Annotated in this window: 9 protein-coding genes and 3 pseudogenes; 6 read left to right on the forward strand and 6 right to left on the reverse strand. The window is 57.0% G+C overall.

All coding sequences use genetic code 11. From position 1 onward, the window contains the following. Nucleotides 1-197: 197 nt before the first annotated feature. Together manA and AC1UKS_RS12105 are read left to right on the forward strand one after the other, a co-directional pair. Nucleotides 198-1370 (forward strand): mannose-6-phosphate isomerase, encoded by a 1173-nt coding sequence (manA, locus tag AC1UKS_RS12100; protein ID WP_482433775.1) that lies wholly within the window; start codon nucleotides 198-200, stop codon nucleotides 1368-1370. Between the two features lie 142 nt (nucleotides 1371-1512). Further along, complete coding sequence (locus AC1UKS_RS12105) at nucleotides 1513-3015, forward strand: YdgA family protein (protein ID WP_482433777.1); 1503 nt, start codon at nucleotides 1513-1515, stop codon at nucleotides 3013-3015. A gap of 43 nt (nucleotides 3016-3058) precedes the next feature. Here the strand turns inward: AC1UKS_RS12105 and AC1UKS_RS12110 are convergent. Next, nucleotides 3059-3475 (reverse strand): annotated as a pseudogene (locus AC1UKS_RS12110) (substrate-binding domain-containing protein); the annotation flags it as partial. Between AC1UKS_RS12110 and AC1UKS_RS12115 the strand changes: the two are divergent. From AC1UKS_RS12115 to add, 3 genes and pseudogenes are all read left to right on the forward strand, one after another. Beyond that, nucleotides 3474-3980, forward strand: a pseudogene (locus AC1UKS_RS12115) (glucose PTS transporter subunit EIIB); the annotation flags it as partial. The pseudogenes AC1UKS_RS12110 and AC1UKS_RS12115 overlap by 2 nt on opposite strands. An 85-nt stretch (nucleotides 3981-4065) precedes the next feature. Next, nucleotides 4066-5247: pseudogene (locus tag AC1UKS_RS12120) on the forward strand (MalY/PatB family protein). 148 nt (nucleotides 5248-5395) lie between these two features. After that, a complete protein-coding gene (gene add / locus AC1UKS_RS12125) occupies nucleotides 5396-6394 on the forward strand; it encodes an adenosine deaminase (RefSeq protein ID WP_013201989.1) in 999 nt (332 codons plus the stop codon). Nucleotides 6395-6516: 122 nt separating this feature from the next. Here add and AC1UKS_RS12130 read toward each other — a convergent pair whose 3' ends face one another. The 5 genes from AC1UKS_RS12130 to AC1UKS_RS12150 all read right to left on the reverse strand — a co-directional run bounded on the left by AC1UKS_RS12130 (nucleotide 6517) and on the right by AC1UKS_RS12150 (nucleotide 12158). Further along, complete coding sequence (locus AC1UKS_RS12130) at nucleotides 6517-7557, reverse strand: oxidoreductase (RefSeq protein WP_482433778.1); 1041 nt, start codon at nucleotides 7555-7557, stop codon at nucleotides 6517-6519. Between the two features lie 87 nt (nucleotides 7558-7644). Next, nucleotides 7645-8562: an arabinose operon transcriptional regulator AraC gene (gene araC, locus AC1UKS_RS12135; protein WP_013201987.1), complete on the reverse strand. Its 918-nt coding sequence runs from the start codon at nucleotides 8560-8562 to the stop codon at nucleotides 7645-7647. A 12-nt stretch (nucleotides 8563-8574) separates the two neighbouring features. Further along, complete coding sequence (gene araH / locus AC1UKS_RS12140) at nucleotides 8575-9564, reverse strand: L-arabinose ABC transporter permease AraH (protein ID WP_013201986.1); 990 nt, start codon at nucleotides 9562-9564, stop codon at nucleotides 8575-8577. A gap of 17 nt (nucleotides 9565-9581) precedes the next feature. Continuing rightward, on the reverse strand, nucleotides 9582-11105 hold the full coding sequence (gene araG, locus AC1UKS_RS12145; RefSeq protein ID WP_482433779.1) for an L-arabinose ABC transporter ATP-binding protein AraG: 1524 nt from the start codon (nucleotides 11103-11105) through the stop codon (nucleotides 9582-9584). Nucleotides 11106-11174: 69 nt separating this feature from the next. Beyond that, a complete protein-coding gene (locus AC1UKS_RS12150; RefSeq protein WP_482433780.1) occupies nucleotides 11175-12158 on the reverse strand; it encodes an arabinose ABC transporter substrate-binding protein in 984 nt (327 codons plus the stop codon). 364 nt (nucleotides 12159-12522) lie between these two features. On the opposite strand from AC1UKS_RS12150, the gene AC1UKS_RS12155 reads away from it, so the two are divergent. Beyond that, nucleotides 12523-14205: a ribulokinase gene (locus tag AC1UKS_RS12155; RefSeq protein ID WP_482433782.1), complete on the forward strand. Its 1683-nt coding sequence runs from the start codon at nucleotides 12523-12525 to the stop codon at nucleotides 14203-14205. Nucleotides 14206-14207 lie beyond the last annotated feature (2 nt).

Genomic DNA, 14207 nt, shown 5'->3' on the forward strand with positions numbered 1-14207 from the left:
ACTCTCTCCTTTTTGCACAATAATATGATTTTGAACCGTTACTTTGCCCTGAAGGGCCAAAAGCGCGGGCGATATTCTGGCATACAAGAATTTAACATTATGCGACTCATTCGACCTTCTTGCACTCCGCATTGTCTTTTTGACGTGGTTTTCTGCTTTAATACACGCAGTTATTATCCGATTATGTGTGAGTTAACATGCAAAAATTAATCAATTCGCTGCAAAATTATGCCTGGGGTAGCCCCACTGCCCTGACCGAACTGTATGGCATTCCTAACCCGGATAACCTGCCGATGGCGGAACTCTGGATGGGTGCCCATCCGAAAAGCCCCTCCTTAATTGAAGTCGATGGTAACAAGCAGTCATTACGTGCGGTGATTGATGCTGATAAAGACGCAATTCTTAGCAAAGCCGTTGCTACGCGCTTTGGTGAACTGCCGTTCTTATTTAAGGTGCTTTGTGCCGATCAGCCGTTGTCGATTCAGGTTCACCCAAGCAAAGCGGCAGCCGAAGTCGGCTTTGCCAAAGAGAATGCGGCTGGCATTCCTTTAGATGCGCCAAACCGTAACTACAAAGACGCCAACCATAAGCCCGAGCTGGTGTTTGCACTGACGCCGTTTAAGGCCATCAACGGCTTCCGTGAGCTTCACGAAATCATCTCCCTGCTGCAGCCGGTGGCGGGTGCACATCCGGCGATTGCCCATTTCCTGCAGAACCCGCAGATGGGCGGCCTTGAGGCGCTGTTTACCGCGCTGCTGTCGATGGAAGGTGAAGAGAAGAGCCTGGCGCTGGACGTGCTAAAGAGTGAAATCCCACGCCACCGGGGCGAACCCTGGGCCACCATCTCGCTGATTGAGACCTTCTATCCTGATGACAGCGGGCTGTTCTCCCCGCTGCTGTTGAATGTGATTGAGCTGCAGCCTGGCGAAGCGATGTTCCTGTTTGCCGAGACGCCGCACGCCTATCTGCAAGGGGTGGCGCTGGAAGTGATGGCCAATTCGGATAACGTGTTGCGCGCGGGATTAACGCCGAAATATATCGATATTCCCGAACTGATGGCGAACCTGAAATTTGATGCCAAGCCGTATGCCAACCTGCTGACTCAGCCGGTGCAGCAAGGCGATACGCTTAATTTCCCGGTGCCGGTAGACGATTTTGCTTTCTCCCTCCACCAGCTCAGCGCCCAACCGACCGTCATTCAGCAGCAAAGCGCCGCGATTCTGTTCTGCGTGGATGGCCAGGCAGTCATCAGCCATAACGACCAGCAGCTGACGCTCAAACCCGGCGAGTCCTGTTTTGTTCCGGCGACGGACGCCCCGGTGACGCTGGCAGGCAATGGTCGGGTGGCGCGCGTCTGTAACCTTCTGTAGGATTTACGGCTGACGTTAAGCGCCACAATTGCTATTATTAATCAAATTATTAAGCAAAACGCCTCAGGGCGTTTTTTCTTCGCCAGGCATTTGCCCACAGGATCGATTTGCCGGCGCCAGTGACTAAAAGGACGACTGACAGATGAAGAAGACAAAGATAGCGATTGGCGTAGTAGTCGCACTCGGCGTGATTTGGACCGGAGCCGCGTGGTTTACCGGCAAACAACTGGAATCGCACATGGATGAGCTGGTGCAAAATGCGAATGCCCAGATGAACAACATGGCGCCGGAAAACCGTCTCAAGCTGAGCTATCAGGATTTCCAGCGCGGTGTGTTCACCAGTACCGCCCGCTTTGTCCTGCAGTCCAACTCGCAGACTGAAGACAACTCGCTGATCAAGCCAGGCCAGAGCATCGTGTTTAATGAAAAAATCGATCACGGTCCTTTCCCGCTCGCCCAGCTGAAAAAATTCAACCTGATCCCAAGCATGGCGTCGGTGCATACCCAGCTTGAGAACACCGATGCAGTGAAGAAGCTGTTTGAAATGACCAAAGGTCAGTCGATCGTTCAGGCTGATACCCGCGTCGGATACAGCGGCGCTACCGCGTCTGCCATCAACCTGCTGCCGGTCGACTATAACAACGCGCAGACCGGCGAACGCTTTGCCTCTAATGGCGGTACGGTCAATATCGACGCGGATAACAAAGGCGATAAGGTCAATTTCAGTGGCGATCTGGATAGCCTTGTGCTGACCACCAAAAATCAGCTGGATATGCCGGTGATGTTTACCGCTAACGGCCTGAAACTGGATGCCAGCACCCATCTCAGCCCGGAAGGCATGCGCATTGGCGATCAGAGCATCAACCTGAAGAAACTGACTGCGGTCGTGGATGGCAAAGAAGCCTTTACCGCGGAAGGCCTGAACGGCAAATCGTCGTTTAGCTCGGAGAAGAGCCTGATTTCCGGCAACATCGATTACGCACTGGATTCCCTGAAGCTGCAGAACCAGAACTTTGGCCAGGGTAAACTCGCCATCAAGCTGTCCCAGTTTGATGCCAACGGCATGAAAGCGTTCTCTGACAACTACAACAGTCAGGTTCAGGCGCTGATGAACGAACCGGGTATCAGCGATAACCCTGCGCTTTACCAGCAGCGGATGAGCCAGATCTTCTCGGCCAACCTGCCGCTGCTGCTGAAAGGCGATCCGATCGTCAACATCGCGCCATTCAGCTGGAAGAACGATAAAGGTGAGAGCAGCTTTAACCTTTCCGTCCACTTCAAAGATCCGGCCGCCAACACCACCCAACCGCAGAATATCGGTCAGGCCGTGGACAGCGTGCTGAAAACTCTGGACGGTAAGCTGTCGATCAATATGGCTATGGCCACCGAAATGATGACCCACGTGGCGATGGCGGAAGGCTATAAGCAGGAAGATGCCGCCAAACTGGCCGATCAACAGGTTAAAGGCGTTGCGGCAATGGGCCAGATGTTTAAGCTCACCACCCAGCAGGACAATAACATTGTCACCAGCCTGCAGTACGCGACCGGTCAGGTCACCATGAACGGCGACAAAATGGCGCTGGATCAGTTCCTCGCCCGCTATATGTTGGGTGGCGGTGCGGCCCCGCAAGGGATGCCGCAGTAACCTGATTAGCGGTAATATGGGGCGCGAATATCGCGCCCTTTTTTTATGCCGATCCGCGTTCAATCAGCACCGGCGGTAGGATCACGTTCTGCACCCCACCTTCCGGGTCGGCCATGCGCTGTAACAGCCGCTGTGCGGCGCTTCGCCCTATCTCACGTGCTGAACTGGAGATAAAGGTCAGCGGCGGATCGGTCAGCTCGGCCTCCGGCGAATCGCCAAATCCCACTAACGCCATCTGCTGTCCGTAATAGCTGTCCATGCCCCCTTTGCCAATGGTTCGGCCGGTGCGCTGCAGGCCGAAATAGCAGCCCAGCGCCACCGAGGTGTTATGGCAGAGAATGGCGGTGATGGTTGGATGATGATGGTTCAAATTCTCGGTCACCTCCGCCACGTCCCGCTGATAGCGACCGCTTTCAATAATCCAGTCGCTGCGAAACGGCAGACCGTATTGCATCAGCGTGGGCTTCACGGTGATGGCGGTACTGGGCGTGACCATCGGCAATACTGACGGCAATGTGATCGACTTTGTGGTGTTTGGTATCCTGCACGGCCTGTCGACCAAATGGTATTTCGTGCCGGTGGTTGCCGCCATCTGGTTTGTCGGGTACTACGTGATTTTCCGCTTCGCGATCGCCCGCTTTAATATCAAAACGCCGGGACGCGATTTGGACACCACCACCGTGGAGAAAAATATCTCGGCCACGGTCGGCAAATCGGGTTACAACACGCCAGCGATCCTTGCGGCGCTTGGCGGCATGGACAATATCGCCTCGCTGGATAACTGTCTGACTCGCCTGCGTCTGACCATCAACGATATGAGCCTGGTAGATGATGCGGCGCTGAAAGCCAACCGGGTGATTGGCGTGGTTCACCTTAACGAGCACAGTTTGCAGGTGGTGATTGGGCCACAGGTGCAGTCGGTGAAAGATGAAATGGCCAGCATGATGGCGACCGTGCCGGGCTGATCGCACGCTGAACCTGAGCAACGCGGGGCTGAAGCCGATTTCAGCCCCGCTTTATTTTACGGGTATAAACGGAGTTGAGGCTTTTATGTTTGATTTTGACCGGGTAATCGATCGCCACGGCAGCTGGTGTACCCAGTGGGATTTTGTGGCCGACCGCTTTGGCCGCGATGATTTACTGCCCTTCACCATCTCGGATATGGATTTCGCCACCGCGCCCTGCATTCTGTCCGCGCTGCAGCAGCGCGTGGCGCATGGCGTGCTGGGTTACAGCCGCTGGCAGCATGATGATTTCCTCTCCGCCATCGGCAGCTGGTATCAGCAGCGCTTTGCGCTGAGCGTCGAGCGCCAGCAGATTGTCTATGGACCCTCGGTGATCTATATGGTGGCACAGCTGATTCGCCACTGGTCCTCCGCGGACGAAGCGGTGCTGATCCATACGCCGGCCTATGATGCCTTTTATAAAGTGATTGAAGGCAACAATCGTCAGGTGCTGTCGTTGCCGCTGGTTCGCAACGGTGCAGAGTGGCAGTGCGATATGGTGGCGCTTGAGAGCCTGCTGAGCCGCGACGAGTGCAAAATCATGCTGCTGTGCAGCCCGCATAATCCGACCGGCAAGGTGTAGCGTCGCGATGAGCTTCAGCAGATGGCCGATCTTTGCCAGCGCCATGGGGTGCGGGTGATCAGCGATGAAATTCATATGGATATGGTGATGGGCAACCAGCCGCATGTGCCGTGGATCGCCGTTGCGCGGGGACGCTGGGCGCTGTTCACCTCCGCCTCCAAAAGCTTTAACGTACCGGCCCTGACCGGTGCCTATGGCTTTATCAGCGACGAGGTCGATCGCGAGGCCTGGTTCCACGCGCTAAAAAGTGCCGATGGCCTCTTTTCCCCGGCGGTGATGGCCGTTGCCGCACATATCGCCGCCTACCGCGAAGGGGCGGAATGGCTGGATGCCTTACGGGACTATCTGCGGGCTAATCTGCAGCAGGTTGCCAGTCGGCTGAATCAGGCGTTTCCACAGCTGAACTGGCAGCCGCCGCAGGCCACCTATCTGGCGTGGATTGACCTTAACCCGCTGGGACTGGACGATAAGGCGCTGCAACAGGCGCTGATCAAACAGCAAAAAGTGGCGATCATGCCGGGCTACACCTACGGTCCGCAGGGCAACGGCTATTTGCGGCTGAACGTCGGCTGCCCTCGCAGCAAACTGGATGACGGCCTCAATCGGCTGATTGCAGCCATCGAGCGCCTGCTTCACCGCCAATGACTGCCTGCCTGCCGTTAATCTGCGGGCACGGCCAGTCGGAGCACAAATTATCGGCACTTGATGCGCCGTTTGCGCAATTCACTGGCGGTGTTGCGCAAAATGTTTTTATACTGCTCTGCACTGATTAAAACACCATGAGTGCGCCGACATGATTGATACCCAGCTTCCCCTCACCGATATTCATCGCCACCTTGACGGCAATATTCGTGCACAAACCATTCTGGATTTAGGCCGCGAGTTTAACCTCACCCTGCCCGCCACTACCCTGGAACTGCTGCGTCCGCACGTTCAGGTCACCCAAACCGAGCCGGATCTGGTCAGCTTTTTAAACAAGCTGGACTGGGGCGTCAAGGTACTGGGTTCACTGGAGGCCTGCCGCCGTATTGCGCAGGAAAACGTGGAAGATGCTGCCCGAGCCGGGATCCATTATGCCGAGCTGCGTTTCTCGCCGGGCTATATGGCGATGACCCACAACCTGCCGGTGGCGGGCGTGGTGGAAGCGGTGATCGACGGCGTGCGCGCTGGTTGTCAGCAGCACAATATTGACGTGCGGCTGATTGGCATTATGAGCCGTACCTTCGGAGAAGAAGCCTGCCTGCGCGAGCTGGAAGGCCTGCTGGCCCACCGTGATGGCATTACCGCGCTGGATCTGGCCGGTGATGAGTTGGGCTTCCCGGGCAGCCAGTTCCTCAGCCACTTTAACCGCGCCCGCGATGCCGGTTTCCGCATCACCGTCCACGCTGGTGAAGCCGCTGGCCCGGAAAGCATCTGGCAGGCCATTCGTGAGCTGGGCGCCGAGCGTATTGGTCACGGCGTGAAGGCCGTTGACGATCCGGCGCTGATGGATTTCCTTGCGGCGCATAAGATTGGCGTGGAATCCTGCCTGACCTCGAATATTCAGACCAGCACCGTGGCCTCACTGGCACAGCATCCGCTGGCGAAATTCCTCGATCACGGCATTCTGGCGACCATTAACACCGACGATCCGGCGGTTCAGGGCATCGAGTTGCCGTATGAGTATGAAGTCGCGGCGCCACAGGCCGGTCTGAGCCTGGCACAAATCCGCACGGCGCAGGAAAACGGTCTGAAAATTGCGTTCCTGACCGACGCTGAGAAAGACGCGGTGCGCGCCCGCGTGGCGGCATAAAAACCCTGTTCGCTGGTCGATCTGACGGCGAACGCAACAAAAAGCCCCGCTGATAATCAGCGGGGCTTTTTGTGACCTGGACTATTCAGGCCGTTACTGCAGCGACTTTTAGCGTATAGCGTTTACTTCAAAGAGAGGGTCTGACGCTTCTCGGCCGACTGCAGGCCCAGTTCAATCAGTTCCATCACCTGAATCGCTTCTTCAGCGGTTACCGGGTTGCTGCCGTCACCGGTGATTGCATCGCGGATGCCCGCATAGTACGCCGGGTAGTTGCCTGGAATGGTCAGCAGCGTCTCTTCCGCCATCATCTCACCATTCACCAGCGTTAATACGCCATCACGCATATCGTAACCCCACTCTTCCTGCGGTGGACGTGCGCCCGCTTTCAGACGGTCTTCCTGCGGATCCAGGCCGTATTTCACGTAGCTGCCTTTGGTGCCGTGAACCTGATACCGCGGAGATTCCGCTGCCACCAGCATACTGCCATGCAGCACCACACGACGCTGAGGATAGGTCAGCACGGCGTGGAAATAGTCGGTGGTTTGCGCGCCCGGACGCAGCTCGGCGGTATCGACATTGATGGCCACCGGAGAACCGAACAGCTGCAACGCCTGGTCCAGCAGATGCGGCCCCAGATCGTACCAGATGCCGCTGCCTGCCCCCTTCTGCTCGCGCCAGCGGTTACGCACTTCCAGACGGAAGCGGTCGAAATGCGATTCAAAGTAACGCACTTCACCCAGCGTGCCTTCGGCCAGCAGCGTTTTCAGCGTCAGGAAATCACTGTCCCAGCGGCGGTTGTGGAACACCGACAGCAGCAGCCCTTTGGCTTTCGCCAGCGCGTCCAGCTCACGGGCCTGCGACAGCGTCACGGTGAAAGGTTTGTCCACCACCACATGTTTACCGGCGTTCAGCGCGGCTTTGGCCAGCGGGAAGTGGGTGTCATTGGGGGTGGGGATGACGATCAGTTGCAGCGTGGGATCGTCAAATAACGTTTGTGGATCGGAGACTACCTGAGTGGATGGCCAGTCAGCGTGTACTTTGCTGGCATCACTGCTGGAGACGGCGGAGAGTTCCATACCCGACGTACCGGCGATCAGTGGCGCATGGAAGGTCTTGCTGGCAAAGCCGTAACCGACCAGCCCTACACGAATTTTGTCGCTCATTTGCATTCCTCTTGTCACTTACCCTGATGATTTAAGACTATCAGCAGGGTAAGGACAAGCGGGAATAACCTGAATTATCCGTTTCGCTTAACTATTGGCACTTCTGGGCAAATCCCAGCTTTCCTGCGCCACCAGCGCATCGTGCGCGTCCAGCGAACGGCGGCGGAAATCGCTCGGACTGACGCCAACGCGTTTGCGGAACACGCGGGAGAAATAGAGCTGATCGTCGTAGCCGACAATCCTGCCGATGGTGGCGATCGGCTCCTGGGTGGTTTGCAGCAGCAGCTTGGCGCGGATCACCCGCTGATCCTCCCGCCAGCGCAGCAGGTTGACCCCCATTTGCTCGCGGAACAGGTGCGCCAGCCGCGAAGGCGACAGGCAGACGTGGTTGGCCACTTCGTCAATTTTCAGCTCGCCGGCCAGGTTGCTGGTGACGAACTGGCAGGCCTCAATCACCCGCGGATCGCGAATTTGCTGATGGCTGCGCGGATCCTCTTCCACCGCCCGCAGCAGTAGACGCTCCAGCAGGTTCATCGCCAGCTCTTCGGCAAAGCGTCGCCCGGAGGTGTGCGTTTGTTCGATGTTGGCAAACAGGCGTTCAAACTCGCCACGCAAGCGTTCCGGCAGCCGCAGCCGGCCAACGCCCTTCTTCTCATCCTGCCACACCAGCCAGTCGCTCCAGTAGGCGCGTGGACGGAAGTAAATCCAGCGGTGGTGCCAGCAGTCGCTTTCTGGCGATCGGCCATAGTAATGCTGGGTTTTTGGCTGGAACAGCAGCAGGTCGCCAGGTTCACAGTCAAAGGCATCCTCACCGTTAAACACCTGGCCCCGCCCTTTAGTGGTCAGGTTAATGATAAAGCCTTTCATGCCCAGCGGACGGTCGATAAAGAAGTCCAGACCATCCCCGGCGTTAATCGGCGTCAGTCCCGCCACCAGCCAGGCATTGAACTGGTAGCCAGGTAACAACGGGTTAGATTGCGCCACGGGCGCTAAGCGATGGTACATAACGCCTCCTGATTAGGCTGCTTTAGCTTTCTGTTTGTAACGGTCGAAAATCACCGCCGCTAACAGTATCAAACCGCGCACCACATACTGTGAGAAAGGCGATATATTCAATAAATTCATCGCATTCTCCACCGTTCCGAGGATCAACACCCCGGCAACCACATAGGAAATTTTGCCGATACCGCCTTTCAACGACACGCCACCCAACACGCAGGCGGAGATCACAATCAGCTCATAGCCCAGTGAGGTCATCGGCTGGCCGCTGGTCATACGCGAGGCCAGAATAATTCCCGCCGCAGCGGAGACCAGACCGGACAGGATAAAGATGATAATGCGGGTGCGCACCACCGGCACCCCGGCCAGACGCGCCGCTTCTTCATTACCGCCAATCGCCAGCGTGTTGCGGCCAAAGGTGGTTTTATTCAGCAGGAAACCAAAGATAATCATGGTGCCGATGGTCAGCCAGACCGGCGCAGGCACGCCGAACCAGTTGGTGTAACCCAGCGCAAAGAAGCGCTCGTCTTCGATACCTACCGCCTGACCATTTGAGAAGATATAGGCCAGCCCGCGCACAATCTGCATCGTCGCCAGGGTAGTGATCAGCGCATTGATTTTCAGCTTAGCGATAACGAAACCGTTCACAAAGCCGCAAACCACGCCCAACAGCAGGCCGGCGAAGATGCCAATCCACAGGCTTTCGGTCATATTGATCACCACCGCAGTGGTGACGCCGGCACAGGCGATAACCGACGCCACCGACAGGTCAAAATCGCCGGAGGCGAGGCAGAACAACATGCCGCAGGCCACCATGCCGGACATCGACATCGCCAGCCCCAGCCCTTTCATATTGATCAGCGACCCGAAGTTCGGTACGAAAATAGTGCAGCCGATAAACAGCACGGCAAACACCACCAGCATACCGAAGTGATCCCAGATGCGGCCCAGATTAATACGCTGGGTTTGTTTCGGTGGCGTCGCGGGTGACGTGGTGTGAGATGACATTTAAATACTCCTTCTTATCAGGCCACAGCTGCGGCGCGTTGAGACGTTTTCGGCATGGCAAGACCAAGGGTCAGCGCTTCGGTGGCCTCGGTATGGCTCAGCTCACCGGCGATTTCGCCCTCTCTCATTACCAGAATGCGATCGGCCAGCCCCATCACTTCAGGCAGGTCGCTGGAGGCAAACAGCACCGCAATGCCCTTTTCTGCCAGCGCATAGATCAGGTTATAAATTTCATTTTTCGCCCCGACATCGATGCCGCGCGTCGGCTCATCCAGCAGGATCACTTTCATCTCTTCAGAGAGCCAGCGGCCAAGAATGGCTTTCTGCTGGTTACCGCCGGAGAGGTTCATGATCAGCTGGTCGGCTGACGGCGTTTTGATATTGAGCGATTTAATGTGCGAGGCGGCATTTTTGCTTTCCCACTGGTTGTCGATCAGACAGCCGGCGGTCAGGTTATTGCGCCTTGCGCTGATATTGATGTTGTCGCGCACCGAGTGAACCGGAATGATGCCGTCCGCCTTACGATCTTCCGGACAAAGCAGGATCCCGGCGCGAATGGCATGGGCCGGCTCCTTGATCACAATCACTTCGCCATCGAGACGCAGTTCGCCGCCGGTCAGCTTAGTGGCGCCAAACAGCCCTTTCATCAGCTCACTGCGACCGGCCCCGACCAGACCGAACAGACCGACGATTTCACCGGCATGCACTTTTAACGAGATCGGCTGACGTACGCCTTTGGCCTGCACGTCATCCAGCTGCAAGCGCACCGCGCCGGTTTCGCGTGGCGAATAGCCATAAATGTCGCCGATTTCGCGGCCGACCATTGCCTGCACCAGCTCGTCGTGGGAGGTGTTTGGCACGTCGTCAAAGGTGCGCACGTAGCGCCCGTCTTTAAATACGGTGATGGCATCGCTGAGGGCAAAGATCTCTTCCATACGGTGCGAAACGTAAAGCACCACGCGGCCCTGCTGGCGCAGCTGGCGGATCACCCGGAACAGGTGTTCAATTTCGCGGGCGGAAAGCGAACTGGTTGGCTCATCAAAGGCGATCACCTTGGCGTTACGCGCCAGCGCCTTGGCGATTTCCACCATCTGCCACTGGCCGAGCGACAGAGATTTCAACGGGGTATCCGGGTCGATATCCATCCCCAGGTTTTTCAGCTGTTCTCCGGCCTCATAGCGCAGCAGTTTACGGTTCACAAAGCCCGCACGTTGCGGCAATTGACCAAGGTAGATGTTCTCCGCTACCGACATTTCCGGTACCAGATGCAGCTCCTGATAAATAATGGCTACCCCCGCATCCAGCGCGTCGGTGGTGTGGGTAAAATTGACGGGCTGCCCCTTCAGGCGGATTTCGCCGCTGGTTGGCTGGTAGCTGCCGCTGAGAATTTTTAACAGCGTGGACTTGCCCGCGCCGTTTTCGCCCATCAGGGCGTGGATCTGGCCCGCGCCACATTCAAAACTGATGTCCTGCAACGCCTTCACGCCTGGAAAGGTTTTCCCGATGCCGTGAAAGCTCAGATATGCGGGTTGCGTACTCATGTTATCTCCTGACCGGTTACCGACCTTCGCAGGGCAACGACACCATTCGCGCCGTTGCCCACGGTGTTGTTACATCAGGCCTTTTTTCGCCAGTTCTGTTTTGAAGTTGTCACGGGTGATCAGCACCACATCGGTCACTTCCGTGAACTTCGGTGGTTCAGCGCCTTTGTTCACCCAGTTGTACAGCATCTGGATGCTCTTATAACCATGCACGTCCGGGCTTGGCAGCAGCGAGCCGTAGAAGCCGGTCGCCTGGCCTTTTGACAGCTCGTTCACCGCATCGACACCGTTGATGCCGATACCGATCACGTCCGGTGCCTTAAAGCCCTGACCTTCCGTCGCACGCACGCCACCCAGGACGGTGTTGTCGTTCATGCCCAGCACCAGCCAGTGTTTCACGCCGGGATGCTGGACCAGCAGGGAGTTACCGGCATCGAACGCGCCAGGGATATCGTTAGATTTGGTGGGCACTTTGTAGATCTGCGCCGCCGGGAAGCCCGCGGCTTTCAGCGCCTCCATTGAGCCGCTGGTACGACGACGCGCGGTATCCAGCTCATCCGCGGTGATCGCCATCACGCCGGTATCCTTCGCCTCCCAGCCGCGTTTTTTCATCTCTTTATACAGTTCCTGCCCCTGACGCTCGCCAATTTTGGTGGCGGCCATCATCACCAGCGGCACGGTGTCCATCGGTTTGCCTTTGGCGGTCACAAACTGGTCATCCACGGCGATGACTTTCAGATCGTAACTGCGGGCCTTGGCAACAATGGCAGAACCGAGCTTCGGATCGGGCGTACAGATAACGAAGCCTTTGGCGCCGCTCGCCGCCAGGCTGTCGATGGCATTGAGGGTTTTTTCACCATCCGGCACGGCAATTTTAATCACTTCAAAGCCCATCTCCTTCCCGGCTTTGTCAGCAAATTTCCACTCGGTCTGGAACCAGGGTTCTTCCGGCTGTTTGACGAGGAAACCGAGTTTCATGGTTTCGGCGATAGCTGATTGTGACATAACGGCTGCAAGGCCAATGGCAGCAAGCGCGTAGGGTATTTTGTGCATGAGGCTCTCCGGCTCAGTTCCCGCTTTTCGGCGGTGTGATGTAAACGGTATCATTCGGAATGCTGCCCACTTAAGGGCTTAAAACAGCAAGTTTTTCGGTCAGGACAGCAGGACCTGTACCGATGAGCGCTAGTTTTAACGGGAACTTACGTGAGAAAGGGAGAGCGGTATCACACCCTGAGATTACAGTTATTCTGTCCATACATTCAGCTAAATTAACCTTCATGTAACCTTTGCGCTACATCACAAAATCCCGCACCATGACAGAAAAGTGCATATTTGCAGCGTCCTTAACCTAACGGCAAACCGCGCCACTTCTTAGGGTAGTCAGACAGGTTTAACCATACCGTCTGGAGAGAAGAACATGCAGTTGGGAGCCATAACAATAGGTCTGGATTTTGGCAGTGATTCGGTTCGTGCTCTGGCGGTGGATTGTGCCAGCGGACAGGAATTGCATTCACAGGTAGTGGCTTACTCTCGCTGGCAAGCCGGGCTTTATTGTCAGAGCCGCATCAACCAGTTCCGCCATCATCCTCAGGACTATATCGACGCCTTTGAACAGGCAATTCGTGACGTTGTCACTAAATTAACCCCCGGGCAGCGCCAAAACGTGGTGGGTATCGGCGTGGATTCTACCGGTTCAACCCCTGCCCCCATCGATCGCCACGGCAACGTGCTGGCATTGCTACCTGAGTTTGCTGAGAACCCCAACGCGATGTTCGTGTTGTGGAAAGACCACACCGCGATAAAAGAAGCCGAAGAGATTAACGCCCTGTGTCATGGCGGAAAGTTCGAAGACTATTCACGCTTTATCGGCGGTATTTACTCTTCCGAATGGTTTTGGGCGAAGATCCTGCACGTCAGCCGTGAAGATCGCGCGGTGCGCGAAGCGGCGGTCTCCTGGATTGAACTGTGTGACTGGGTGCCGGCCTTACTGAGCGGCACCACCGCACCGCAGGATATCCGTCGCGGGCGCTGTGCGGCGGGGCATAAATCCTTATGGCACCCGGAATGGCAAGGCCTGCCGACCCGCGAGTTCCTTGACGCGCTGGACCCGATGCTCACTGAACAGCTGGATACCCCGCTGTTCAACCAGACCTGGACCGCCGATCTCCCGGTTGGCCAGATCACCGCTGAATGGGCCGAACGCCTGGGGCTGCCAGACACCGTGACCCTGTCCGGTGGCGCCTTTGACTGCCATATGGGCGCCGTCGGCGCGGGCGCACGTCCCTATACGCTGGTGAAAGTGATTGGCACTTCTACCTGCGACATTCTGATTGCCGACCCGCAGCGCGTGGGCGATCGCGCCATTAAAGGCATTTGTGGTCAGGTGGACGGCAGCGTGGTGCCGGAGATGATCGGCCTGGAAGCCGGCCAGTCTGCCTTTGGCGATATGTATGCCTGGTTCAGCCGTCTGCTGAGCTGGCCGCTGGATCAGGCGGCTAAAAACAGCCCTGAACTGGCCCCGAGCCTGGCCGCTATCCGCAAAAACCTGCTCAACGATCTCACCAAAGCCTGGGCGGACGATCCGCAGCTGGAGCATCTGCCGGTGGTGCTGGACTGGTTTAACGGTCGCCGTACGCCGTTTGCTAATCAGCGTCTGCAGGGGGTGATCACCGACCTGAATCTGGGCACCGACGCCCCTGCGCTGTTTGGTGGATTTATTGCCGCCACCGCTTTTGGCGCGCGCGCCATTATGGAGTGCTTCGAGCAGCAGGATATCCCGGTCGAAAGCATTCTGACTCTCGGCGGCATTGCCCGTAAATCGCCGGCGATCATGCAGGTGTGTTGCGATGTGATGAACCGCCCGCTGGATATTGTCGCCTCTGACGAGTGCTGCGCGCTGGGCGCGGCGATTTTTGCCGCCGTCGCCGCCGGTGTCTACCCGGACGTCCCGTCCGCGCAACAAAAGATGGCCAGCCCGATTGCCACCACCTTGCAGCCCGACGCCAGCCGCGTCGATCGCTATCAACAGCTTTATCAACGTTACCTTCAGTGGTGTGAAGTGGCCGAACCGCAGTTTGCCGCTCAACCGTCCAAAATTTAAGG

This window comes from Erwinia sp. AK-PDG3-5, assembly GCF_056821705.1.